The 24,791-nt window shown below is 60.7% G+C and carries 25 protein-coding genes; 14 read left to right on the top strand and 11 right to left on the bottom strand.

Translation table 11 applies throughout. From position 1 onward, the window contains the following. Window positions 1-37 precede the first annotated feature (37 nt). The 7 genes from F7R20_RS22880 to rfbB form a co-directional block, all read right to left on the bottom strand. Window positions 38-493 carry a YiiD C-terminal domain-containing protein gene (locus F7R20_RS22880; protein ID WP_003196733.1) on the bottom strand — a complete coding sequence of 152 codons (456 nt, stop codon included), beginning with the start codon at window positions 491-493 and terminating at the stop codon, window positions 38-40. 37 nt (window positions 494-530) lie between these two features. Then, window positions 531-1,922, bottom strand: coding sequence for a sigma-54-dependent transcriptional regulator (locus tag F7R20_RS22875; protein WP_003196734.1), 1,392 nt, complete (start codon window positions 1,920-1,922; stop codon window positions 531-533). Beyond that, on the bottom strand, window positions 1,919-3,727 hold the full coding sequence (locus F7R20_RS22870) for a sensor histidine kinase (RefSeq protein ID WP_003196737.1): 1,809 nt from the start codon (window positions 3,725-3,727) through the stop codon (window positions 1,919-1,921). The genes F7R20_RS22875 and F7R20_RS22870 overlap by 4 nt, the downstream gene beginning before the upstream one ends. A 71-nt stretch (window positions 3,728-3,798) precedes the next feature. Then, entirely contained in the window at window positions 3,799-4,680 is an 882-nt protein-coding gene (rfbD, locus tag F7R20_RS22865; RefSeq protein ID WP_032833053.1) for a dTDP-4-dehydrorhamnose reductase, read from the bottom strand. Beyond that, the gene (gene rfbC / locus F7R20_RS22860; RefSeq protein WP_003196741.1) at window positions 4,677-5,222 is read right to left on the bottom strand and encodes a dTDP-4-dehydrorhamnose 3,5-epimerase; all 546 of its coding nucleotides are present in this window, start codon (window positions 5,220-5,222) and stop codon (window positions 4,677-4,679) included. Before rfbC ends, rfbD begins: the two co-directional genes overlap by 4 nt. Continuing rightward, window positions 5,219-6,091 (bottom strand): glucose-1-phosphate thymidylyltransferase RfbA, encoded by an 873-nt coding sequence (rfbA, locus tag F7R20_RS22855; RefSeq protein ID WP_003196744.1) that lies wholly within the window; start codon window positions 6,089-6,091, stop codon window positions 5,219-5,221. The genes rfbC and rfbA overlap by 4 nt, the downstream gene beginning before the upstream one ends. Continuing rightward, window positions 6,091-7,173: a dTDP-glucose 4,6-dehydratase gene (gene rfbB / locus F7R20_RS22850; RefSeq protein WP_003196746.1), complete on the bottom strand. Its 1,083-nt coding sequence runs from the start codon at window positions 7,171-7,173 to the stop codon at window positions 6,091-6,093. Before rfbB ends, rfbA begins: the two co-directional genes overlap by 1 nt. 241 nt (window positions 7,174-7,414) lie before the next feature. On the opposite strand from rfbB, the gene F7R20_RS22845 reads away from it, so the two are divergent. The 9 genes from F7R20_RS22845 (at window position 7,415) to F7R20_RS22805 (ending at window position 17,123) form a co-directional block, all read left to right on the top strand. Beyond that, window positions 7,415-10,327, top strand: coding sequence for an aminotransferase (locus F7R20_RS22845; protein ID WP_003196748.1), 2,913 nt, complete (start codon window positions 7,415-7,417; stop codon window positions 10,325-10,327). A gap of 252 nt (window positions 10,328-10,579) precedes the next feature. Further along, a complete protein-coding gene (gene aguA, locus F7R20_RS22840) occupies window positions 10,580-11,686 on the top strand; it encodes an agmatine deiminase (protein ID WP_003196750.1) in 1,107 nt (368 codons plus the stop codon). Window positions 11,687-11,929: 243 nt separating this feature from the next. Then, window positions 11,930-12,130 carry a hypothetical protein gene (locus tag F7R20_RS22835; RefSeq protein ID WP_003196752.1) on the top strand — a complete coding sequence of 67 codons (201 nt, stop codon included), beginning with the start codon at window positions 11,930-11,932 and terminating at the stop codon, window positions 12,128-12,130. Between the two features lie 303 nt (window positions 12,131-12,433). Next, window positions 12,434-13,105 (top strand): DsbA family protein, encoded by a 672-nt coding sequence (locus tag F7R20_RS22830; protein WP_003196760.1) that lies wholly within the window; start codon window positions 12,434-12,436, stop codon window positions 13,103-13,105. A gap of 250 nt (window positions 13,106-13,355) precedes the next feature. After that, the gene (locus F7R20_RS22825) at window positions 13,356-14,642 is read left to right on the top strand and encodes an OprD family porin (protein ID WP_003196762.1); all 1,287 of its coding nucleotides are present in this window, start codon (window positions 13,356-13,358) and stop codon (window positions 14,640-14,642) included. Window positions 14,643-14,919: 277 nt separating this feature from the next. Beyond that, entirely contained in the window at window positions 14,920-15,666 is a 747-nt protein-coding gene (locus F7R20_RS22820; RefSeq protein WP_003196764.1) for a 2OG-Fe dioxygenase family protein, read from the top strand. Between the two features lie 13 nt (window positions 15,667-15,679). Continuing rightward, complete coding sequence (locus F7R20_RS22815; protein WP_003196766.1) at window positions 15,680-16,117, top strand: GNAT family N-acetyltransferase; 438 nt, start codon at window positions 15,680-15,682, stop codon at window positions 16,115-16,117. Further along, complete coding sequence (locus F7R20_RS22810; RefSeq protein WP_003196767.1) at window positions 16,114-16,827, top strand: AzlC family ABC transporter permease; 714 nt, start codon at window positions 16,114-16,116, stop codon at window positions 16,825-16,827. The genes F7R20_RS22815 and F7R20_RS22810 overlap by 4 nt, the downstream gene beginning before the upstream one ends. Then, window positions 16,806-17,123, top strand: coding sequence for an AzlD domain-containing protein (locus F7R20_RS22805; protein WP_013692053.1), 318 nt, complete (start codon window positions 16,806-16,808; stop codon window positions 17,121-17,123). Before F7R20_RS22810 ends, F7R20_RS22805 begins: the two co-directional genes overlap by 22 nt. Here the strand turns inward: F7R20_RS22805 and F7R20_RS22800 are convergent. Beyond that, window positions 17,040-17,966: a LysR family transcriptional regulator gene (locus tag F7R20_RS22800; RefSeq protein WP_003196769.1), complete on the bottom strand. Its 927-nt coding sequence runs from the start codon at window positions 17,964-17,966 to the stop codon at window positions 17,040-17,042. The genes F7R20_RS22805 and F7R20_RS22800 overlap by 84 nt on opposite strands. Window positions 17,967-18,361: 395 nt before the next feature. Here F7R20_RS22800 and F7R20_RS22795 point away from each other — a divergent pair, with 395 nt between their 5' ends. Further along, entirely contained in the window at window positions 18,362-18,772 is a 411-nt protein-coding gene (locus F7R20_RS22795) for an MbcA/ParS/Xre antitoxin family protein (protein WP_003196771.1), read from the top strand. Continuing rightward, window positions 18,772-19,449: an RES family NAD+ phosphorylase gene (locus tag F7R20_RS22790; protein ID WP_003196773.1), complete on the top strand. Its 678-nt coding sequence runs from the start codon at window positions 18,772-18,774 to the stop codon at window positions 19,447-19,449. The genes F7R20_RS22795 and F7R20_RS22790 overlap by 1 nt, the downstream gene beginning before the upstream one ends. A 138-nt stretch (window positions 19,450-19,587) precedes the next feature. Here the strand turns inward: F7R20_RS22790 and F7R20_RS22785 are convergent, their stop codons facing one another. Further along, window positions 19,588-21,195 carry a methyl-accepting chemotaxis protein gene (locus F7R20_RS22785; RefSeq protein ID WP_003196775.1) on the bottom strand — a complete coding sequence of 536 codons (1,608 nt, stop codon included), beginning with the start codon at window positions 21,193-21,195 and terminating at the stop codon, window positions 19,588-19,590. Between the two features lie 182 nt (window positions 21,196-21,377). Then, the gene (locus F7R20_RS22780; protein WP_003196777.1) at window positions 21,378-22,319 is read right to left on the bottom strand and encodes a LysR family transcriptional regulator; all 942 of its coding nucleotides are present in this window, start codon (window positions 22,317-22,319) and stop codon (window positions 21,378-21,380) included. A gap of 97 nt (window positions 22,320-22,416) precedes the next feature. Between F7R20_RS22780 and F7R20_RS22775 the strand changes: the two genes are divergently transcribed. The 3 genes from F7R20_RS22775 to F7R20_RS22765 all read left to right on the top strand — a co-directional run bounded on the left by F7R20_RS22775 (window position 22,417) and on the right by F7R20_RS22765 (window position 23,984). Next, window positions 22,417-23,181 (top strand): SDR family oxidoreductase, encoded by a 765-nt coding sequence (locus F7R20_RS22775; protein WP_003196779.1) that lies wholly within the window; start codon window positions 22,417-22,419, stop codon window positions 23,179-23,181. Window positions 23,182-23,400: 219 nt separating this feature from the next. Continuing rightward, on the top strand, window positions 23,401-23,655 hold the full coding sequence (locus F7R20_RS22770) for a type II toxin-antitoxin system HicA family toxin (protein WP_072409133.1): 255 nt from the start codon (window positions 23,401-23,403) through the stop codon (window positions 23,653-23,655). After that, on the top strand, window positions 23,652-23,984 hold the full coding sequence (locus tag F7R20_RS22765; protein WP_003196781.1) for a type II toxin-antitoxin system HicB family antitoxin: 333 nt from the start codon (window positions 23,652-23,654) through the stop codon (window positions 23,982-23,984). Before F7R20_RS22770 ends, F7R20_RS22765 begins: the two co-directional genes overlap by 4 nt. 164 nt (window positions 23,985-24,148) lie before the next feature. Here F7R20_RS22765 and F7R20_RS22760 read toward each other — a convergent pair whose 3' ends face one another. Further along, window positions 24,149-24,427 carry a DUF3077 domain-containing protein gene (locus F7R20_RS22760; RefSeq protein ID WP_003196782.1) on the bottom strand — a complete coding sequence of 93 codons (279 nt, stop codon included), beginning with the start codon at window positions 24,425-24,427 and terminating at the stop codon, window positions 24,149-24,151. Window positions 24,428-24,791: the final 364 nt, after the last annotated feature.

The following is a 24,791-nucleotide window of genomic DNA, read 5'->3' as shown; positions in this document are numbered from 1 at the left end:
CACACAGAGATACCTCGCCACAGGGGGCGGCGGTGTTTTAGCGGTGCAACACGTACTGCCCCTCAAACTGCACCGCCACGTCCTCGCTGCCGGTATTCATCACCCGCGTCTGCAACGCCAGCCGCGCCCGTCCGTAACGTCGGTAGGTGGCCAGGAAGCGCTTCCAGACCTTTTCCTCGGGCGCTTCGCAGACGACGGTCGCATCGCGGGTCACTGGCAGCGGGTAGCTGATCTGCCCTTCCTGAATCACGATATGCCCGTCTTCGATGCCTTCCTCGCGCAGGGCCAGGTGCAGCCAGCCCCAGCCGCCGAGCACCGCGCCGCAATACAGGCTGCCACCGAACATGGTGCTCTTGTGGTTGACGTTGGCTGCAAGCGGCAAGGACAGGCGCAGTTGCCGGGCCTGCCAATCGAGCACCTTGAGGCCCATGTCCCGGGTCAAGGGGATGTCGTGGTGCAGGATCGATTCCAGGTAACGACTGTCGCGGTTCATTGCGGGGCCTTTTGCTTGAACGGGAAATGACGATAACTCAATCGGACTCATCGGCCGAACCATGGCTGCTGTCGCCGAAGTGCAGCCCATGTTTGCGTAACTTGTCGTGCAAGGTCTTGCGTGGAATGCCCAAGGCTTCGGCCAGGCTGCGCACCGAGCTGTGGGGGCGGGCCAGTTCGGCGGCGATCAGGGTTTTCTCGAAGTTTTCCACCTGCTCGCTCAAGCCGCCACTGACCACTTCCACCGGTGCGCCGGGGCTGCCGTCGGGCGCGCTGTTGTCCAGGGCCAGTTCCAGGCCCAGGGCAAAACGTTCGGCGGCGTTCTGCAGTTCCCGCACATTGCCCGGCCAACTGTGGCGCAGCAGCAGCGCCCGTTGTGCCGGTTGCAATTCATGGGGCGGCAGCCCGTGGCGAGCGCTGGCTTCATCGGCAAAATGCTGGAACAGCATCAGCGCATCCTCCCCCCGTTCACGCAATGGCGGTATGCGCAGCGGCGCGACGTTCAGGCGGTAATACAGGTCGGCGCGAAAACGCCCCTGGTCGGCGGCCTGGCGCAGGTCTTCCTTGGTCGCGGCTATGATGCGGATATCCAGCGGGATCTGTTGATTGCCCCCCAGCCGCTCCACCACGCGCTCCTGCAGCAGGCGCAGCAGCTTGACCTGGACATCCAGGCTCATGCTTTCAATTTCATCCAGGAACAGCGTACCGCCGTTGGCGAATTCGAATTTGCCGATGCGGCGCTTCTGCGCGCCGGTAAAAGCGCCGGGTTCGTGGCCGAACAGCTCGCTTTCCACCACCGACTCGGCCAGGGCCCCGGCGTTGATCGCCACGAAGGGGCCGTTGCGCCGGCCTGAAAGATCGTGCAATGCACGGGCGACCACTTCCTTGCCGGCACCGGTTTCACCGAGGATCAGCACGTCGGCGCGGGTGGCGGCCAGTGCACCGATCTGCTCGCGCAGGCGCAACATGGGTGTCGATTTGCCGACCAGGCGGGCGCTGAGTTCATGGCGATCGCTCAGGGCAAGGCGCAGGCTGCGGTTGTCCAGCACCAGTCGGCGCAGGGCCAGGGCCCGGCGTACGCTGTCGAGCAGGTGATCGCTGGCGAAAGGTTTTTCCAGGAAGTCATAGGCTCCGGCGCGCATCGCCTGCACCGCCAGTGGCACGTCGCCGTGGCCGGTGATCAGCAGTACCGGCAGCTCCGGGTCCTGGGCGTGGAGTTCGCCCAGCAGTTCGAGGCCATCCATGCCCGGCATGCGAATATCGCTGACCACCACGCCCGGCCAGTCACGGGGCAGTTGCGCGGCCACACCCTTGGCTTCGGCCAGGGGCAGGATTTTCAGGCCGGCCAGGTCGAGGGTCTGGCTCAGGGCCTGACGCAAATGGGGATCGTCGTCGATCAGCACCACCTCAATCCGGTTGTCGATGGTCATACACTTCGGTCCTCGGACGGTTGCAGGCTCACCCCGGGGGCGCCGGCTCGCAGTTTCAGGGTAATCAGGGCGCCGCCTTCCTTGTGGTTGGCGAACGACAGTTCGCCGCCAAAGGCGCGCATCAGGGTGTCGCAGATCGCCAGCCCCAGGCCGAGGCCCTGGGTGCGGGTCTTGGTGGTGTAGAAGGGTTCGCCGGCGCGGCCCAGGGCTTCCATGCAAAACCCGGGGCCGTTATCGCGGATGTACAGGTTGACGCCGGTTTCGGTGGCCTGGGCACTGAGCCAGAGTTTGCGCGGTGGGCCTTTCTCGGTGAGCGCATCGAGGGCGTTGGCCAGCAGGTTGCCGAGCACCTGGCGCAAGCGGGTTTCGCCGGCCTCGACCCATAGCGTGGCGGCCGGCAAGTCGCGGATCAGTTCCACTTCCATGCTGCGTCGGCGTTTGGCGAGCAGCGCCAGGGCGTCGTCCAGCGCCGGTTGCAGGGCGACGCTTTCCGGCGCATGTCGGTCGCGGCGGGCGAAGGCGCGCAGGTGGGCGATGATCGAGGCCATGCGCCCGGTCAGTTCGCTGATCAGCTTGAGGTTGCCCCGGGCGTCTTCGGTGCGTTGGTGGTCGAGCAAAATCTCGGCGTTTTCCGCGTAGCTGCGAATCGCTGCCAGCGGTTGGTTGAGTTCGTGGCTGATGCTCGCCGACATGGTGCCCAGGGCTGACAGCTTGCCGGCCTGCACCAGGTCATCCTGGGCGCGGACCAACTCCTGCTGAGCCTGTTCGCGCTCCAGCACTTCCTGCTTCAGCCGTCGGTTCAGTCCTTCCAGGTCGCTGGTGCGCTCGGCCACCCGGCCTTCCAATTCGTGACGGGCCTTGGCTTCGAAGGCGATTCGATCCAGGTAATGACGCCGGCGTTGCATCATCAACCCGAGCAACAACATCAAGACCAGCAACGCCGCGCCACCGATGGCGACCACGGTGCGCACCGGACGATCAATCAGCGTGCGCGGGGCGAGAATGCTCACGCTCCAGCCGGTTTCCTCGATGGACTGGGTCTGGGGCAGCCAGGCGTTGGCGTCCAGGTTCAGCGGCTTGGGATCGCGGGTCGGATACGGTTGTACCGAGCTGATGGCCTCGCGCTCGGCGTCACTCAAGGGCCGGGTCGCGCGAAATCGCCACTCTTGTCGCGACGTGAGGATGACCACGCCGTTGTGGTCGGTCACCAGCAATTGTTCGGGAGTCTTGCCCCACAGGCTTTCGGTGTGGTCGAGGTCGACCTTGACCACCAACACGCCGATGACTTTTTCGCGGTCGCGCACGGCGGCGGCAAAGAAATAACCACGTTTGGCCGATGTCGTGCCCAGGCCGAAGAAGCGGCCCAGGCGTCCGGCCATGGCTTCGATGAAGTACGGCCGGAAGGCGAAATTGCGTCCGACGAAACTGTCGTGTTTGTCCCAGTTCGACGCGGCCAGGGTCTTGCCGGAAGGGTCCATCAGGTACATGACTTCGGCGCCGGTCTGGGCGCTGATATTTTTCAGCAGCCGGTTGGCGTTGCCTTGAGTCACGCCATCGTCCGGCGCCGACAACGCGGAACGCAAGGCCGGCAGGTCGCCGAGAATCTGTGGCAGCACCTCATAACGGTGCAGCGTGCCCAGCAGGTTGGCGACGTAGAGGTCCAGGGTCTGGCGGTTCTGACCGGCCAACTCGCTGCGGTAATAACGTTCGGCCAGGTGCTCCAACGGCCACAGCAACGGCGCCAGGCACAGCGCGAGCAAGGCCAGGCTGCGCCAACGGGGTCTGCGGGGAAGGGTGGAATTCATGAGCCTCGGACGCCTGTGGTGACAGGCGTATTATGCCTAGTTGCCTTGCAAATACTATTTGTAAGGCAGTACTAGGTTTGTCCGGCAAGGCACTGCTGCAACGCACTTCGCCAGTCCGGTTGGCTCACCCCCCACTCCTTGAACAGGCGCGTGCAATCCAGGCGCGAGTTAAGTGGCCGCGGGGCTGGAGTCGGATAGGCGCTGGATTCAATGGGCTCCAGCAGCGCACACGGTTTGTGCCGATCGAGCAGGTTTTCGCCGATGGCCTGGGCGAAACCGAACCAGGACGTCTCGCCCCGGGCTGTCAGATGATAGGTGCCCCAGGCGCCGGGTTGGCCGGCCTGCCAGCGCTCGATCAGTTGCGCGGTGCTGTCGGCAATGGTGCCGGCCCAGGTCGGTGCGCCGACCTGGTCGGCGACCACCCGCAGCTGCGGTTTTTCCTGCAACAGGCGCTGCATGGTCAACAGGAAGTTGCGACCCTCGGTGGAGTACACCCAGCTGGTGCGCAGAATCAGGTGCTGGCCGCCAGCCTGGCGGATGGCATTCTCGCCGGCCAGTTTGCTGCGTCCGTAGACACTCAGCGGGTTGGGCGTGTCGTCTTCGGTGTAGGGGGCCGGCTTGAGGCCATCGAAGACGTAGTCGGTGGAGTAATGAATCAGCGGGACGCCCAGCGCAACCGCTGCCTGGGCCAGGATGCCCGGTGCCGTGGCATTGATGGCGAACGCCCGCTCCGGTTCACTTTCGGCCTGGTCGACGGCCGTGTGGGCGGCGGCATTGATGATCAGGCCGGGCTTGAGGGCTTCGATGGGCGCGCGCAGGGAATCCGGTTGTGCCAGATCGAGCTGGTCGCTGCCGCGTACGATCAACTCGCCCAGGCCGCTCAGGCGCGATTGGAGCGCCCGTGAAACCTGGCCATTCTGGCCGATGATCAGGATACGCAAGGGGGCACTCATGGGAACAGGTCTGCCTCGTGCAGGGCCTTGCCATTCTGATCCTTGGCCGAGAGGATCGGCGCGCCTTCGAACTCCCAATCGATGGCCAACTGCGGATCGTCCCAGCGAATGCAGCGCTCGGCCGAGGGTGCGTAGTAATCAGTGGTCTTGTAGAGGAAGTCCGCTGATTCGCTCAGTACGACGAAACCGTGGGCAAACCCTGGCGGGACCCACATTTGCCGATGGTTCTGCGCCGACAGGCGTACGCTGGCCCATTGGCCGAAGGTCGGCGAGCTGCGGCGGATGTCCACCGCGACATCCAGCACTTCCCCCGCCGTGACGCGCACAAGCTTTCCCTGGGCTTGTTCGATCTGGTAGTGCAGGCCCCGCAGCACGCCCCTGGTGGAGCGTGAATGATTGTCCTGGACGAACTGCAGGGTGCAGCCAGTCGCTTCGGCAAACGCCCGGGCATTGAAGCTTTCGTAGAAAAAACCCCGGTCGTCGCCAAAGACTTTCGGTTCGATGACCAGGACGTCTGGCAAGCGAGTGGCGATGACCTTCATCGTGTTTCTCCGGCGATGTTAAACAAGTACTGGCCGTAGCCGGTCTTGCCAAAATACTGGGCACGCTCGAGGACGTGCTCGCGGCTGACCCAGCCTTGCTGGTAGGCAATTTCTTCCAGGCATGCCACTTTCAGGCCTTGGCGATGTTCGATGGTCTGCACGTATTGCGAGGCTTCCAGCAGGCTGTCGTGGGTGCCGGTGTCCAGCCAGGCGAAACCACGACCGAAGCGCTCGACGTGCAGGTCGCCGCGTTGCAGGTAGGCATTGTTGACGTCGGTGATTTCCAGTTCGCCGCGCTTGGACGGCTTGATGGCCTTGGCGATCTTGATCACGTCGTTATCGTAGAAATACAGGCCGGTCACCGCGTAGCTGGATTTGGGCGCGGTGGGTTTCTCTTCGATGGATATCGCCCGTCCTTCTGTATCGAAGTCGATCACGCCAAAACGCTCAGGGTCCTTGACCCAGTAGCCGAACACCGTCGCGCCACTCTGCCGGTTGACGGCGGTCTGCAATTGTTCGCCAAAATGCTGGCCGTGGAAAATGTTGTCGCCCAGGATCAGGCACACCGAGTCGCTGCCAATGAATTGCTCGCCGATCAGGAACGCTTGGGCCAGGCCATCGGGCGACGGCTGCTCGGCGTAGCTGAACTGCACGCCAAACTGTTGGCCGTCGCCCAGCAGATTGCGGTATTGCGGCAGGTCCTGCGGGGTGGAAATCACCAGGATGTCCTTGATGCCGGCGAGCATCAGCACCGAGATCGGGTAATAGATCATCGGCTTGTCATAAACCGGCAATAGCTGTTTGGAAACGCCGAGGGTAATCGGGTGCAAGCGTGTGCCGGAACCGCCGGCCAGAATAATGCCTTTCATTACGCAATCGTATCCTTGTTGTCGAGCGAGCCCAGGCGCTCGCCCTGATAGCTGCCGTCCTGGACACGTTGGCACCACAGCAGGTTTTCGAGGTACCACTGCACGGTCTTGCGCAGCCCGGTCTCGAAGGTTTCTTGAGGCGTCCAGCCCAGTTCCCGTTCGATCTTGCTGGCGTCGATGGCATAGCGCAGGTCGTGGCCGGGGCGATCCTGGACGAAGCTGATCAGGTCGGCATAGTGCTCGACCCCTTCGGGTTTGCGTGGCGCCAGTTCTTCGAGCAACGCGCAGATACTGCGCACCACGTCGATGTTTTTCTGCTCGTTGTGGCCGCCAATGTTGTAAGTCTCACCGACCGCGCCTTCTGTAACGACCTTGAGCAGTGCACGGGCATGGTCTTCGACAAACAGCCAGTCGCGCACTTGCTGGCCGTTGCCATAGACCGGCAATGGCTTACCGGCCAGTGCGTTGAGAATCACCAGTGGAATCAGCTTCTCGGGGAAGTGAAACGGCCCGTAGTTGTTCGAGCAGTTAGTCAACAGCACGGGCAAGCCATAGGTGCGTTGCCAGGCGCGGACCAGGTGGTCGGACGCCGCCTTGCTCGCCGAGTACGGTGAGCTTGGGGCGTAGGCGGTGGTTTCGGTGAACAGGTCATCCACACCGTGCAGGTCGCCATACACTTCGTCGGTGGAAATGTGGTGGAAGCGAAACGCGCGCTTCTGCGGCTCGGGCAGGGTCTGCCAATAGGCTCGAGTGGCTTCCAGCAGGCTGTAGGTGCCCACGATATTGGTCTGGATGAAGTCCGCCGGGCCATCAATGGAGCGGTCTACATGGGACTCGGCCGCCAGATGCATGATGGCGTCAGGCTTGAATCGCGCCAGCACTGCACTGACGGTTGATTGATCGACGATATCCGCTTGGACGAATTCGTAGCGACTGTCGTGATCGATGCTGCTCAGCGATTCGAGATTGCCAGCATAGGTCAGCTTGTCGAGGTTCAGGACCTGGTGCCCGGTATCAAGAATCAAGTGCCGTATGAGAGCCGAGCCGATGAAGCCGGCACCGCCAGTGATGAGAATGCGCATCCAGTAAGCCTTTTGGACCAGAGAGTAGAGCGATAAGAGCATAGCTTGTAGGCATGGCGGGGGCGGCGCAAGGGGGATATTGCTGCGTCGACAGGCGACCAGCGCAAGAATGAACCTGTGCGTTGGGATAAATCCTCTCACCGCAGGCCCAATACCAGGGTGCGTAAGTAAGAGGGGTTGCTTATCCCACGACTCAGTGGCGTGATAGTCATCCGATCAAAACCACCTCAGGGGTCGTTGTATGCCACTCACTACGTTGGTTCACCGTGCCAGTTTGCCAAGCCCACAGATCAGCGCCGAGCAGGCGTTGGTGCTGTTGCGCTTGAATTACGGACTCAGCGGTGACCTGCGACCCCTTGGCAGCAACCAGGACCTCAACTACCGCGTCGACAGCGAGCGCGGGCGCTTTGTGCTGAAAATTTGCCATGGCGACTACGCCGTCCAGGAGCTCCAGGCCCAACACGCTGCCCTCAAGCTGTTGGCCGGGCACGGCGCGGTGAAGGTGCCGCGGGTGATTACCGCCAGCAACGGCCAGGACCTGCTGACATTGGACGTCGACGGGCAAGCGGTCCATATGCGACTGCTTGAGTACATCGACGGCCAGTCCCTCACGCAGCTCAAGCACTTGCCGCCTGAGCTGGTGACCGGCCTGGGTCGCCTGTGCGCGGAAATGGACCTGGCCCTGGCGACATTCGACCACCCAGGCCTGGAGCGTACCCTGCAATGGGACGCGCGCCACGCCCCTGCCTTGGTCGATCACCTGTTGCCGGTCATCGACGACGATCAACGGCGACAGCTGATCGCCGAGGTTGCGCAACAGGCCGAGCGTCGTTTGCAGCCGCTCAAGGCCAGCCTGCCGGTGCAGGCGATCCATATGGACATCACCGATGACAACGTGGTCTGGCAGCGCGATGCCCAGCGCCAATGGCAATTGCAGGGCGTCATCGATTTCGGCGACCTGATCCGCACCTGGCGCATCACTGACTTGTCGGTGACGTGCGCGGCCCTGCTGCACCACGCCGACGGCGACCCGTTCTTCATCTTGCCGGCGATCAAGGCCTACCAGGCGGTCAACCCCTTGCAACGCGAAGAACTGTTGGCGCTGTGGCCACTGATCGTGGCGCGCGCCGCGGTATTGGTGCTCAGCGGTGAGCAGCAGGTTTCCATCGACCCGGACAACCAATACAGCCGTGACAACCTGGCCCATGAGTGGGAGATTTTCCGGGTCGCCCACTCGGTGCCCTTCGAGTTGATGGAAGCGGCGATTCTCAGCGCCGTCGGCCACAGCCTGCCGCCCATCGCCAGCGAAGGCTTTGCGCCGCTGTTGCCGACCCTGGTGGGGCGTGAGTTCGCGCTGATTGACCTGGGTGTACTGAGCCCGCATTTCGAGGCCGGCAATTGGGAGCAGCCGGGGATCGACCAACGCCTGCTGAGTGAGGCCGCGGGCGTTCATGGCCTGGCCGCCAGCCGCTATGGGCAGTACCGGTTATCCCGCACTCGGCCGGACAGCGCCGTCGAACCCGATACTTATCCACTGCACGTGGAGTTGAGCGTTCCTCGGGGGACGCCGCTCGAATCCCCGTTCGCTGGGGTCGTGCACAAGACGGCCGACGGCCTGTTGCAACTGGACAGCGCGCAGTTGAGCGTGCGGCTGTGGGGCGTGACGTCGCCGCTGCATTCCGGCGCGGCACTGGTCAAGGGGCAGGTGCTGGGCGAAGTGACGGGGCCGTTGCGGGTCCAGTTGTGTAGGGGCGCCCAGGTGAGTCCACCGCTGTTCTGCGCGCCCTCCAGGGCACTGGCCTGGCAGGCGCTGTGTCCTTCGCCGGCGGTGCTGCTGGGACTGGCTTGCGATGCCGAACCGGAGATCGATCCCGAGTTGCTGCTGGCCCGTCGCGATGCGAGCTTTGCCCGTTCGCAGAAGCACTATTACGTCGATCCGCCGCGTATCGAGCGCGGCTGGCGCAATCACTTGATCGACATGCAGGGCCGCTCCTACCTGGACATGCTCAACAATGTCGCGGTGCTGGGCCACGGCCATCCACGCATGGCGGCAGTGGCTGCCCGGCAGTGGTCGCTGCTCAATACCAACTCGCGTTTCCACTATGCGGCGGTTGCCGAATTTTCCGAGCGCCTGCTGGCGCTGTCGCCGTCCAACATGGATCGGGTGTTCCTGGTCAATAGCGGCACCGAGGCCAACGACCTGGCGATCCGCCTGGCCTGGGCCTACAGCGGCGGGCGGGACATGCTCAGCGTATTGGAGGCCTATCACGGCTGGTCGGTGGCGGCCGATGCGGTCTCGACGTCCATCGCCGACAACCCCCAGGCCCTGAGCAGCCGCCCGGACTGGGTGCATCCGGTGACTGCCCCGAACACCTATCGCGGCGAATTCCGTGGCCCCCACACTGCGCCGGACTACGTGCGCAGCGTCGAACACAACCTGGCGAAAATCGCTGAAAACAAGCGCCAGCTCGCCGGTTTCATCTGCGAACCGGTATACGGCAACGCCGGTGGGATTGCGCTGCCGCCCGGTTACCTGAAGCAGGTCTATGCGATGGTGCGCGAGCGCGGTGGGGTCTGCATCGCCGACGAAGTACAGGTCGGTTACGGGCGCATGGGCGAGTTTTTCTGGGGCTTTGAAGAGCAAGGCGTGGTGCCGGACATCATCACCATGGCCAAGGGCATGGGCAACGGCCAGCCGCTTGGCGCGGTCATTACCCGCCGGGAGATCGCCGAGGCGCTGGAAGCCGAGGGGTATTTCTTTTCGTCGGCCGGAGGCAGTCCGGTCAGTTGCCAGATCGGCATGGCGGTGCTGGATGTCATGGAAGAAGAGAATCTCTGGGAAAACGCCCGGGTGGTGGGCGGGCACTTCAAGGCGCGGCTGGAGGCCTTGATCGACCGCTATCCATTGGTCGGCGCGGTGCATGGCTCCGGGTTCTACCTGGGCGTGGAACTGATCCGCGACCGCGACACGTTGGAGCCGGCCACTGAAGAAACCACGGCGCTGTGCAACCGTCTGCGAACGTTGGGGATTTTCATGCAGCCGACCGGCGATTACCTGAACATCCTCAAGATCAAGCCGCCGATGGTCACCACGCGCCAGAGCGTGGATTTCTTCGTCGATATGCTGGTGAAGGTCTTGGACGAGGGGCTGTAACTAATCTGGAACGCCAAGCTGTTCCCCTGTGGGATCGAGCTTGCTCGCGATGGACGGTGCCCAAGCCAATATTGATTTGGCTGACCCAACGCTATCGCGAGCAAGCTCGCTCCCACAGGGTTTTGCGGTTTTTTAAATCGATTTTTGTCGATGTTTGGCGCTATTTTTTGATGGGTGCTAGTTTTTCTGGCTTTATTAGTCGATATTTATCGTTTATAAAGTTGCCGCTGCCCATCGCCCAGGAGATGACCCATGACAACGTTGCACAGCACTCCCCGCGCGGATGGTTTCCACATGCCTGCCGAGTGGGCGACCCAGACCCAGGTCTGGATGATCTGGCCCGAGCGTCCGGACAACTGGCGCCTGGGCGGCAAGCCCGCGCAGGCCGCTCACGTAGCCGTCGCCAAGGCCATCGCCCGTTTTGAACCGGTGACCGTGGCGGTGTCTGCGGCCCAATATGAAAATGCCCGGGCGCGTCTCGACGTGCCGAATATCCGCCTGGTGGAAATGTCCAGCGACGACGCCTGGGTTCGCGACACAGGGCCGACGTTCATCATCAATGACAACGGCGCAGTGCGCGGTGTCGATTGGGATTTCAACGCCTGGGGCGGTTTCGACGGTGGCCTGTATGCGCCGTGGAACCGTGATGCGCAAGTGGCCGGCAAGATCCTCGAGATCGAGCGCAGCCCGCGTTATCGCACCGAAGGTTTTGTGCTCGAGGGCGGCTCGATCCACGTGGATGGTGAAGGCACCCTGATCACTACCGAAGAGTGCCTGCTCAACCGCAATCGCAACCCGCACTTGAGCCGCGAAGAGATCGAGGCGGTGCTCAGCGCGCAGTTGGCGGTGGACAAGATCATCTGGCTGCCGGACGGTCTGTTCAATGACGAAACCGATGGCCATGTGGATAACTTCTGCTGCTACGTGCGGCCGGGTGAAGTGCTGCTTGCCTGGACCGACGACCCGCAAGACCCGAACTACACCCGTTGCCACGCGGCGATGAACGTGCTGCAAAACAGCACTGACGCCAAGGGACGCCCATTCACAGTGCACAAAATGCCGATTCCGGGGCCGTTGTACGCCACCGAGGAAGAATGTGCCGGCGTCGATGCGGTGGAAGGTTCCCAGGAGCGCAACCCAACCGTGCGGCTGGCCGGTTCTTATGTGAATTTCCTGATCGTCAACGGCGGCATCATCGCCCCAAGTTTTGACGATCCGCTGGACGCACCGGCCAGGGATATCCTGCAGAACCTGTTCCCGCAGCACGAAGTGGTCATGGTGCCAGGACGTGAACTGTTACTGGGGGGCGGCAATATCCATTGCCTTACTCAACAGCAACCTGCACCGCGGGCAAAATGAGTGGCGATGTAACAGCTGGGTTTTATCGAACGCGTCGGCTCTAAGTCGGCGGTTTTGGATCCATCCTGGCAAGCCCGCGGCCCAATTGGGTCGTGGGTTTTTTTGTGTCTGTTTATAGCTGTCATGGATACGTTGGCATAGCTCTTGTATCAGTGTTCCGGCAGTTTCGGGGAGCGGAACTGCGTTGTTTTGTCATAAACCTTGGATAAATTGGCCGCTCATCAACCAGGAGAGGGCGCTGGAATGAATATGACAAGCGAGCGCACATGCCATCCCTTGGCCGTTAATGGTGAGTCGCTTCAAGCCTTGGCGCAGTGGTTGAAGTCCAACGGAACGCGTCAGATCAGAGAACCTGATCCGCGCCGGATGATCGTTGAACGTTACCCCGTTGGCTTGTTCAGCGAGGCAGAGCTGGAAGCGTTGTGGGATGTGATGCAAGGATAGAATTCGACGGATTGATAAAAAGCGCTGGCCGGGATGGCAGCGCTTTTTTTGTGTCCGCTGGCTTTCGAATTCACACAAATCCCTGTGGGAGCGAGCTTGCTCGCGATAGCGGTGGATCAACAACACTGCTGTTGACTGACACACTGCCATCGCGAGCAAGCTCGCTCCCACAAGGGGTGGTGTTCAAATTCAGTGGGAATTCGACCGATCCGCGAAATAGATTGAAAGCCATTCCAGCGTTTTTCCGCAGCCCTCCCGAGGCTACCCTGCTGTCATCGAATCCTGACGGCTAGCGGAGTTCCCATGACCACCCTTCACTACATCTACGACCCGCTGTGCGGCTGGTGCTACGGCGCCAAGCCGCTGGTGCAGGCCGCCCGAAGCGTATTGCCGGTGATTGCCCATGGCGGCGGCATGATGACCGGTGCCAATCGCCAGCAGGTCTCGCCACAATTGCGCAATTACGTGATGCCCCACGACCGGCGCATCGCCGAATATTCCGGACAGCCGTTTGGCGAGGCCTATTTCGAAGGTTTGCTGCGTGACCACAGCGCCGTGTTCGATTCGGCGCCGCCGACCGCCGCCATCCTCGCTGCCGAAGAGCTCGGCGGCCACGGCCTGGAATTGCTCGGGCGCCTGCAAACCGCGCACTACGTCGAAGGCCGGCGCATCGCTGACGAAGCCGTCCTGCTGGAGCTCGCTCAATCCATTGGCCTGCCGGCCCAGGCGTTCCTGGCGGCGTTGCGCGCGGTTGACGTGCAGGGGCATATCAAGGCCAGTCGTACCTTGCTGGCCCAGGCCGGCGGCCAGGGTTTCCCGACCTTTGCCCTGGAGCAGGACGGCCAGTTCACGCTGATCGACATCGGCCCTTGGCTCGGCAAACCCGAGGCATTCGCCCAATGGCTGACGCAAGTCTTGCCGGAGCAGGCCTCTACGCCATCGTCGGCCTGCGGTCTGGATGGTTGTTCGTTTTGATCGATTCTTAGATGTTTTTCGCCTAATTACAGACGATTCACGAAATTGACACACCGTTGAGGGCGAGACTAGGATTCGTCCTACGCCTGTGGCTAACAGCCATGACTCTTAAATAATAAAAAGGCCCGACACGATCATTCGTGGGCGGGCCTTTTCATTATTTTCAGGAGCAAGAGTCCGAAAAAGAGCGCAAAAGCGCCATTTCGGTTGCCCGCCGCAGTGCGTATCAACCCGTACAAGGAAAATAATCATGTTGAACAAGCGCATTAGTTTGATCGCACTGGGGATCTTGAGCACGACACACGCCATGGCCAACGACCAGGCTGAGTCCAAAGGGTTCGTTGAAGACAGCAGCTTGAAAGTGCTGTTGCGCAACGCTTATATCAACCGCGACTACAAAGATGGCAACGAAGACAAGGCCGAATGGGGCCAGGCGGCCATAGGTACCTTCTCGTCCGGTTTCACCCAGGGCACCGTGGGTGTCGGTGTGGATGCGTTCGGCCTGTACGCGCTGCGTCTGGACGGCGGTAAAGGCCGCAGCGGTGCGGGCGGCATCGACTTCTTCAAGCAAGGCGACAGCGGCAACGCGGCCGATGATCTGTCCAAGTTCGGCGCAGCGGTCAAGTTCCGGGTCTCCAACACCGTGCTGGCCTACGGCGACCAGATGCCGGCCCTGCCGGTGCTCAGCTATGACAACTCGCGCCTGCTGCCGGAAAGCTACACCGGTACGCTGATCACCTCCAAGGAGATCAAGGGCCTGGAACTCAATGCCGGCCGCTTCACCGCCGAATCGCGCAAGAGCGCCGAAGGCCGCGACAGCGGTGGCCTGAAGTCGATCAACGTCTTGGGCGGCAGCTATCAGTTCACCGAGCAGTTCAAGGCTTCGCTCTACGCTTCGGATGTCGAGGACGTATTGAAGAAGCAATACGTGAACGCCAACTATGTGTTCCCGCTGGCCAAGGATCAGTCCCTGACCCTGGATTTCAACGGCTATCGCACCAAGCTGGATAACAGCTACGTTCGTGAAAACAACGTCACCGGCGATGACAACAAGATCTGGAGCCTGGCTGCCACCTTCGCCACAGGCCCGCACAGCTTCACGCTCGCCCACCAGCGCAGCACCGGCGACAGCAACCTGGGTTATGCCTACGGCGGCTATCAGCGCGAGCAGAATCGGGTGGGTGATGGTGGTAACACGATCTACCTGGCCAACTCCTACTGGTCCGACTTCAACGCTGAAGACGAACGCAGCTGGCAGTTGGGCTATGGCCTGGACTTCACCACCTTCGGCGTGCCGGGCCTGACCTATAACGTCGCTTATGTGCGTGGCGACAACATCACCACCTCTACCAGCGAAGGCGGTACCGAGCGCGAGATCTTCAACCAGTTCAAGTACGTGGTCCAGAGCGGCCCGGCCAAGGACTTGAGCGTAAGGTTGCGCAGTTCCGTGCTGCGGGTGTCGCAGAAGTCCAGCGAGTACAACGTCAGCGGCAATGAGCTGCGGGTGTTCGTGGATTACCCGATCAACGTCTTCTGATGCCTGATCGCGTTGTAAGTGGATAAAACCGTGGCGAGGGGGCTTGCTCCCTCGCCATGCCTGAAGTGAATAGCGTTGCGGCCTCAAACTCGGGTGCTTTTGGCTTTTAACGCAAAAAACAACGCTGGAACCGCCTGTTTTCCCGAGCAAAAGTCGTACTAATGCGGCTTTATCCGCCGTTTCAAGCACCGCTTGAAATGCCTCAAATACTTTCTCATGGACGTAAATCCTGCACCTACTAGATTAGGCCGCTCAATGCAGCGGAGACCTATGAAAAATGATCGTTCTGAACAGGGAAGTGGGCGAAGCGCTAAGACGTGACAAATACGTCAACGTTCGCGGTGGGGACTTCAACCTCTACGGTCATTTCGGCGATTTTGTCCGGCTGACCAAAAGCTGGGAAAACATGGAGCCCGACAGTTACTACGGCCAGGCCGAGTCAGGCATGCGTTTTCGCCGCTACAGCGACTTCGAATACAACCCTACGACCCGTGAGCTCACGCAGCTCGAACACCGGGCCTACATTCAGTCCAAGGCCAACAACAGCTATGTCGGTGGACTGGAGCGACACTTCCAGGATTTCTCCAACGAAGTGATCAATTCGCCGGTGATGCGCAGCCTGATCGACACGGACTTCGAGGTTTACAAGAACGTCCTGCCACAGGAACTGCACGATGAAATCTGGCAGTGCCAGATCCATCAGATCCGCATCGAGATCAAGCCGGGCAAACAACTGGAAATCACCCCCGAAGGGATTCACTGCGACGGCTATCCGTTCAGCGGCGTGCACTTCTGGGGCCGTCAGAATGTGGCGGGTGCGGAAAGCCGCTTGTACAGCGCCCAGGAAGAACAGCTGGCGGCGACGACCTACGAGGACATCCTCGACACCACGTTCTTCCTGGATCGTGACATGCGCCATTACGTGACCCCGGCGCGCAACACCCATAGCCATGACATGGCGTACCGGCAGATCCTGGCCATCTCCTTCTCGCGGCCCGGGACCGCTTTCGACATTGTTCGCTGAACGGCTCGAACCCATGGACGACCCGGCGCAGCAGGTCCTGTTGCGCCGGACCATGGTCCGGGACGCCGAGCGACTGGAGCGGTTTTTTCGCGGTTTCGACGAAGTGTCGTTCTGCGAGTGGCAGGACGCGCGATTCTTGCGCGGTGTGTTATTGCAGGAAACCACCACCGCCTACCTGGCCATCGATGCGAGCGGTGAAGTGGTGGGCGCGGTGATCGGCGGCATGCTCGGTACCCGTGGCACCATCAATCACTTGGCGGTCAGCCCGCAGCATCGCACCAAAGGCCTGGGCCAGCGCCTGGTCGAAGCCGCATCGGCTGACATGAAGCGGGTCGGCGTGCTGCGCATGTTCCTTTTCGTCGACGATGCTAATCTGGCCGGCAAGCGCTTCTGGGCGGCCCAGGGCTTCTGTGAGCCCCGGGGTGAAATCACCTTCGAGAGGGATTTATGAACAAGACTTCCAGCCAGCCGCTGGCGGTCGAACCACAAGCCTCGCGTACCTTTGCTGAAGCCAGTCCGGTGGTAGCGGGTTATTTCACGGTTTCGTTTGTGTTCGGTCTGATGGCGGTCAACGCCGGGTTGCCCTTGTGGTTGCCGGTGGCGATGTGCCTGTTCGTTTACGCGGGCGCTTCGCAATTCGCGGCGCTGGCGTTGATTTCCAGCGGCGCGTCGCTGACCACCATCGTGCTCACCACGTTCCTGATCAATGCCCGGCACATGCTGATGTCGGTCTACATGGCCAAGGCCCTGCGTGCGCTGGGGCTCAGCCGTTTCGAGCGCTGGTGCTACGCGGCGGGGCTGACGGATGAGTCGTTCGCGTTCCACAGCGTCAAGCTCGGCAGCGGGGCGCCGGTGAGCGTGCGCTATCTGGTCGGCTTCAACCTGTTCTGCCATACATCCTGGGTGCTCGGTGGCTTGCTGGGCGCCGTGTGTGCGCAGTACGCGGCGCACCTCATCAAATACCAGCTCGACTATGCCCTGACGGCGATGATGCTCTATGTGCTGGTTTCGTTGTGCAACACCCGCAACAAACTGATCGCAGCCCTGGCGGCTGTCGTCTGCATGGGCGGGCTGAGCCTGCTGGGCAGCTCGCCGTTCAATGTCTTCATTGCCACGTTCGTTGGCTGCGGGGTGGGTGTATGCCTGACCAAACGTTCCTGATTCTGGTCGTGGTCCTGATGATGGCCGTGACCTTCCTGCCACGCGCCCTGCCGCTGCAGATCAATACCGAACACTGGCCGCCCTTCGTCGCCCGCGCCCTGGAATACCTGCCAGTGGCGATCGTCGCTGCCATCAGCCTGACTCCCTTGTTGATCAAGGATCAGCGGATACAACTCGACCGCCCTGAGTTTTATGCCGCGATTCCGACGCTGTTATGTGCGTATTTCAGCCGCAACCTGTTTCTCAGTGTGGCGGTGGGCACGGCGGCGTACATCGCGCTCGGTTCGTTCCTGTAGCGTCAGGTCCACCACATCGTGCAGTGCCTGGCCGGACAACTCCGGATTGTTCACCGCCAGGCGGACCTCAAGGAAGTCCTCGAAATCCGGGAAAATCGCCAGGCCGTTGCGCAACGCGGCTTCCCGGGACACCAGCCCCAAGCCATCGAGCTGAGTGATCAACGACAACGTCAGCGTCTCACTGCAGGAATACACCATGCGCTGGCTCGAGCCGTACTCGCCCAGGCCGGCGTCGAGAAAGCGCAGGAAACTGTGGGAATACGGACATTCTTCTGCCGGACGCACCTGAAACTTGTCACCGAGCAGGCCAAGGGAATCGTCTGCGTCGCCACAATGGGCGCCGACCACCCGCACCTGCACATCGGGCATGGTGATGCTGGTAAAACCGCCCTGTTGCTGGCCGATCAGGATCGCCAGGTCAAAATCTTCATTCCTGAGCTTGCTCAGGTTCTCCATCGACTCGGCGTAGCTGAATTCCAGCTGATACTGGGGGAACACAGCGATCAACCGGTCGATCATTCGCCGGTTGAACTCTGCCGGCAGGGTGGTATTGAGCGCCACTCTGAGCGTGCGCTGTCGCGGGGTCTTGAGCGCCGCGACTTTCTCCTCCAACTGCCGGGTGGCAACCAGCACCTGATCCATGAAGGGGGTCAGTTCCGAGCCTTGGCTCGTCAACGTCAGGCCCTTGTTCGAGCGCCGGAACAACCGGAAACCGAACTGTTCCTCGACCTTGTTCAACTGCGCCGCCAACGCCTGCACCGTGAGGCACGAATGCTCGGCCGCTGCCGACAACGAGCCGGTCTGCACGATACGCATGAGGTTGCGTAGGGTTCTGCTATCCATGAGGTAATGCCCTCTGCTTAAGTGGGCTCGCTATTGTTGTGCACCTGATCCGGGCCAGGCAGTGCATGCGGGCTATCATCATGCACCTTGCCACGGTTGTCGCGATTTTGTGCCGAAAAGCGCTGAGATGCGATGGTTGGAGCTTATGCGGGATTTGGGGATTTTGCCCAGTCGGTGCTGGCCGGGATCAGTTAGCAGGGTCATAGGTGGACTGTCTTGCGAAAAATCCTGCGTGAGTTTTACGCCCGACCCTGGTTACGTTTGTTGACTTGGGAAGTCATGCCGAATTGTTCAAATAGGGGATCTGTTGAGTCCACTTGCGAATAAAAACTTAAAAATAATCCACATCTGTACTATCCTTTAAGCACCACCCCGCGACAAAGGAGCCCAAACCCATGGCGACTTCCTCCATTACCCTCAACGCACAGCAACAATTGGATTCCCCGGATGCGGGTCGAGTCGCGTTGAAGTTTTTCTTCAACCTCATGGCGCTCTGGGGCTGCAGCGTCGAGCAGCAGCGAACATTGTTGGGCAAGGTGGGGAACACGACCTTCTACAAATACAAACAATTGCCGGAAAACGTGAAGCTGCCTCGCGATACGCTCGAGCGCATTTCCTACCTCATGGGTATTCACAAGGCGCTGAGTATTATCTTCAGCAACAGCCGGGACCGTGCTTATCAATGGGTCAGCAGCCCCAACACCGCGGCACCGTTCAACGGCCAGTCGGCGCTGTCCTACATGCTGACAGGGCGGGTGGTGGACATCGCCGATGTGCGGCGATACCTCGACGGAGTGCGCGGTTAATGGTGCCACCACTGGCGGACCCGCAATGGAAACGGGCCTATCGGATCGTCAACAGCAGCTTCCCGCCGATTTCGCTGTTTGAAGACGTACTCGACCCGGAAGACCTGCCCACGGCCTACGCTCTGGAAGCGTTGACCAACGATCGGCTGATGGAACAAGCCGGCGTGCTGTCCCGGGTACGCCCCGAAGACCGCATTTCCGGGCCCGGCTCCTCGCCGGTGATGGCGGCGTTTACCCACATCGGCAAAAGCAGCCGCTTCAGCGACGGCACCTTCGGTGTCTACTACGCGGCCAGCAGCCAGGAAGCCGCCATCGCCGAGACCTGCTATCACCAGGCGCGATTCCTTGGCGCGACCAACGAGCCGGACCTGGAGTTGACCATGCGCACCTACGTCAACAAGGTCGTCAAACCCCTGCACGACATCCGCCACGACTACCCCCACCTCCACAACCCGGACCCTACCGCCTACGGCCCGTCCCAAGTGTTTGCCCGGCAGCTGCGTGAAACCCTGTCCTGGGGGCTGCTGTACAACAGCGTCCGCCTGCCCGGCCACGAATGCGTGGCCGCGTTTCGCCCGCCGGCTGTTTCGATTCCGACGCAGGGCAAGCACATTCGGTACGTCTGGAGTGCCCAGAAGCGGGAGATTTCGTTTGTGTTTGAGGTGAGCGAGGTGTGAGTCAGGTTTCTACGGCGTTTTATGGCTGGGCAATAATTATTGCCCAGCCATAATTTTCAACAATTCGTGATTATTGAAATCAGAGGTTGCCACGCAGCCAACAGGAGCAAGCCTCGTCACAGAAGCACAGTCGATTGATCAAATCTTGAACTGCTGCACCGAAGCCTGCATCGACCCTGCCGCATTGTTCAATTGATCCGCTGTTTGCGTCAGGGTGTGAATCGAGCGGGTGTTCTCGCGGGACTGCTCGGCAATCGACTCCACCCGCTGAGCCATCTCATCACTGGCCTTGGACTGCTCGGCAATGGTGTGGGAAATTTCCTCCACCACTTCGGCCGCATGCCGGGCACCGGTGCGGATTTCGCTGATGGACACCCCGGCCTGCTGGGCCAGGTTGACGCCTTCGTCCACACGGCTGACGCACGCCTGCATGTTCGCCACCGCGTCCCGGGCGCTGGACTGGATGCGCTCGATCATCGCGGTGATTTCCTGGGTGGACTGCGTGGTGCGCGCCGCCAGGTTGCGCACCTCGTCGGCCACCACCGCAAAACCACGCCCCGCCTCACCGGCACGGGCGGCTTCGATGGCGGCGTTGAGGGCCAGCAAATTGGTCTGCTCGGCGATGCTCTTGATCACCTGGATGATGGAATGAATGTCCTCGGACGATGCGTCCAGTGCCGTGATCTTGCTGGACGACTGGTTGACCACTTCAGCGATCCGGTTCATGCCCTCCACCACCCCGAGAATCACCTGGCCACCGCTGCTCGCCAAATGTTCGGACTGCGCGGAAATCGTCCGGGCGCTGTCGGCGTGCTGATGGATCTGGCTGATGTTCGCTATCATCTGCTCCATGCTTGCCGCCATGCTGGTCGCGCTCTGGGCCTGCTGATCGGCGCTGGACACAATCTGCCGCGCCGTATCGCCCAGGTGCCGGGACGTGCCGTGCAACTCATCGCTCTGACCGCGGATAGTGGCGATCATCTGCCGCAGATTGGTCTGCATCTGCTCGATCACACCTTGCAACTGACCCAGCTCATCCTTGCTCTGGGCCCCCATCGAGCGCTGCAAGTCCCCTTGGGAAATCGCCTGGGTATTGAGGATGATCTTGTTCAGCGGCGTAAGTACCGCCTTGAGCAGGCTCCACGACAACAGCGCCAGCGCCACACAAGTGGCCAACAAGGTAACGATCAGCCAGGTTTGCGAGGTTTGAATGCTGCTGTCCTGATGCTCGCGGGACGACTGCGCCTGGTTCTCGATCAGTTCGCTCACCGCCTCGTTGCGTTCCTCCAGCGCTGAAAACGCCTTGTCGAACTCTGCGCGCAACGCATGGCCATCCTGGGAACCACTCAGTGCCTTGCCGATTATTTGCTTGGCTTTGTCGATATAGGTTTCGACCTGTGGTTTGAGCTCGCCAATCGCCTTGGCGACATCCCCTGGCAACTTGGCCTCGGCGTTTTCGGCGATAACCTTGCGCATCCGCTGCGTATGCTCATCGAATGCCTCCGTCACCTCCTTGGCCGCCTGAGTGTCCCCCGGTGCCACCAGCAATGCAGCCAACACATCGGCACGAATGGCGTCGTGCATCATGTCCGCCTCCATGTGCTTGCGCATGGCCGAAATACTGGTCTCGTTCTGCACCAGGGCCTCGGTCATGGAGTGATAACCCCACAACCCGATACCGCCGAGCAATAGCGCAAAAGAAAGACTGACCAACCCCGAGCCTATGATCTTGGTGCGGATCTTCATGCTTACTGCTCCTGGAGCGGGGAATTCTGGGAAAGTGTAGTCGAGTGCCGGCGGAGCCTTGGGACGGGCCAGGCTCCTATTTGGGTATCGGCGGGGTAAATGATTAGATGAATACGCCGCAGACTGTCTGGACAGGAGGCAGGGTCGAGGGAGTTTTTCTCGCGAGGGTGCGAAGCAAGCGCCTACGCCTTCGCCACGATCTCGTCCCACGCTGTGGGGGTGGGGAATAGCTCGCTCAGAAAACCCACAAACGCTTTAACGTTAGGGCTTCCCCGACGGCTTTCAGGCCACAAGGCGGTGATGGAGAAACGGTCGACGGCGAACTGTGGAAAGAGCGGCTTCAGTTCTCCCCGGGCAACATAGGGCGCTGCGACATAAGTGGGTGAAATGCCGATGCCACCGCCCGCTGCGAGCACCGCGGCAACCGCATCGCTCGCGTCGATGACGATGGCTGCGTCGGGTGCGATCTCCACCATTCGGTCCCCCACGCTAAATGGCCAGCGCAGCGCTTGACCCGAACTCTGGTAGCGAAAATTCACGCAGTCATGGTCGGCCAGATCACTGAGTTCCAGCGGCGTGCCGCGTTTGGCTAGATAGGCTGGCGAGGCAAAAGCGCAAATTCGATGCGGTCCCAGCGTACGAGAAATGAGTCGCGAATCGGCCAGATCGCCCACGCGCACGGCCACATCGATGCCTTGTTCAACGATGTCCGAAAACTGATCGCCCAAGCGCAAGTCGATGGCGAGCTTGGGGTAGCGCTCGCGAAACCTGGGAATCGCCGGCGCCAATATGTTCAATCCGATAGGCGGTGGCGCTGTCACTTTCAAGATGCCGGAGGGCTCAGCGCGCGAGGCCGCTGCGGCCTGCTCAATGTCCTCCACCTCGCGCAGAATCCGCAGCGCCCGTTCGTACAGATCCCGTCCTTCAGCTGTCAGGGTGAGCGAGCGGGTGGTGCGGTTGAACAAACTCAGCTCGAAATGCTGCTCCAGGCGTTGCACGCTCTTGCTGATGGCGGACGGCGACACTGATAAATCGCGCGCTGCAGCGGTATAACTGCCCAAAGAGGCCGCTCGGGCAAAGGCAATGAGACCGGTAAGGCGGTCCAACCCTATTTGTTCCTTCATGGCATCAGTAAAGCGACTTTCGCCCTAATTATCAATGTTGTATCGAGCCTTTAGTCTTTGCCCATCGACGCCATCAAGGCGTTCAAGGAGAGAGACCATGAGCCATTTCACTGCTACCCAAAACGCATTGACCCAACCGCTTCCAGCCCAACTGGACGGCCGCACCGTGGTGATTTTCGGCGGCACGTCCGGCATCGGTTTAGCCGCCGCGACTCAGGCCAAAGCTGCCGGGGCATTCGTGACCGTGATCGGTTCCAACGCCGAGCGTGCCGAGCAGGCTGCCCTGGAACACGGGCTCGCCGGCTGGCGTGTTGCTGATGTCACCCATAGCGAGGCTATCTACACCGCCTTGGCGGACATCCCGCACGTGGATCATTTGGTTCTACTCGCCGGCACATTTGTGGGTGGTAAGGTGCTGGATGCTGAAATCGATCACCTGCGCCGGGCGTTCGAAGAGCGGATGTGGGCTTCTGTGCACGCCATTCGCGCGCTCGGGGATCGTTTGTCCAAGGACGGCTCCATCACCTTTATCTCTGGCTGCTTGGCCGACCGGCCCAATGCGCACGGCACTGCTGTGCTCGCTGCTGCTTCGGCCGCGATGGAAGCATTGGCACGTGGCCTGACCCTCGAACTGGCGCCCATTCGCGTCAACACCCTGTCTCCAGGGCCGATCGATACCCCGCTTTTCAGCAAAGCCCTGGGCGAGGGGCGCGATGCGTATGTTCGCGCATGGGCACAAGCGTTGCCATTGCATCGTGTGGGTACTGCTGCTGAAGCAGGTGCGGCTACCGTTTTTCTGATGACCAACACGTTTATGAACGGCGCCACGTTGAACATTGATGGTGGGGCTCGGTTGGTCTGACTGGTACGAGAAGGGGTTAGGCCAGGGCCTCTACCGAGGGGGCAACGAGGGCGATATTTCGAGGCCATTTAGAAATGAGTAGAAAATATTATTTTCAGGTGTGGACGCTTGTTGAACGCTATCGTGGCCCGATCCAAGACCCCAGATAGGCCATGCCAAGTTTGGCTCTACTCAATCAGCATTGGTTACCTATCGCGAACGGTATCATAGTGTAATACCATGAATAGCAAGCAACTCAGCACCCTAAAGGCCGTCTTCTCGAAGCCCACTCCGGCGACATTGGAATGGGCTCGCATCGAATCGCTGTTTGGTGCCGCAGGCGCCAAGACCATTGAAGGCAATGGGTCGCGAGTACGGTTTGAACTGAATGGTGTGGTCGGTACCTTCCACCGGCCACACCCCGATAAAGAAGCAAAGCCCTATCAGGTTCGTGATGCTCGGGCTTTCCTTGAACTAGCAGGCGTTACCCCATGAACGTGATGAGTTACCAGGGCTATGCAGCCCGAATCGAATACAGCGAAGAGGACGGCCTGTTTGTAGGCCATATCGCAGGCATTAAAGATGTTGTTGGCTTCCATGGAGAGTCGGTTCAGGAGTTGCGAGCTGCGTTTGAGGAGGCAGTTGTCGATTACCTCGACACTTGCGCCAAGCTCGGCCGTGCTCCACAGAAACCCTACTCAGGAAAGCTGAGCCTACGACTGGCTCCGGCTCTTCATGCCACAGTGGCTGCCAAGGCAGAGTTGGCTCACAAGAGCATCAATCAGTGGGTTTCCGACGTTCTGGATCGCGAAGTCCACGCCTGATCCTGGCACCAAAACGGGGACTGACTAGATTGATTCAGTGTTTGTCCGTAACCCCGTGGCGAGGGAGCTTGCTCCCGCTGGGCTGCGAAGCGCCCTTTTTTTAATCCGCTCCCGCAAATGAAATTCAATGCTGCCCCGCTCGGAGCAGCATTGCACAGCGACTCTTAAGCAGAATTACTCCCCGGCGCCTCCAGCACCTTCACCACATCATCGATGACGGCCTTGCTCATATCCTGCAAATAACACGACGCCCAGGCATACCGATCCGTGCCGCGAATCATCGCCGCGTCCTCGGCCAGGACCTTGGCAACGTGGAGCAGGTCGGAGGCGTGGGACAGGGCTTCGCCGATGGGTATGCCGCTGTTGACGCGGAATAGCGGGCGGTCGGAGTGGTAGGAGAAGGGGGTTAGGCCTGGGGTTTTGAGGTCTTTGGGATGGGTCATCGCGCACCTCCATTTGCTAATTGGCGGCAGGTGGTGACTAGCAAAGCGATAAAGCGAGACTGCAGCAGATCCAAGGCATGCATCGATAAACTCCCATATCAAATGAGAGCTGCCACGTTCGTTCTCAGGCGAATGGGTGGCAGCTGTGCGCAGGCTGAGAAACCGGAGATACAGGAACCCGGCAGACCCGAAGGTCTCCCACGCACAGCCGCCATTGCACGGAATGAGCAATCAGGGTCTGTCCCCGTTTCCCCCCTAAATAGACTGCCATGCCCAAATAGATATGCAGCGCGTCTTTTGACAGTCCGGTTGCCGACACAATGGCGAGCTTGATGCTTTGCGAGGTTGAGTATCCATATCAATT

The organism is Pseudomonas brassicacearum subsp. brassicacearum (assembly GCF_008801605.1).
GTDB lineage: Bacteria > Pseudomonadota > Gammaproteobacteria > Pseudomonadales > Pseudomonadaceae > Aquipseudomonas > Aquipseudomonas brassicacearum.
This window is presented reverse-complemented; position numbering and strand designations above follow the sequence as displayed.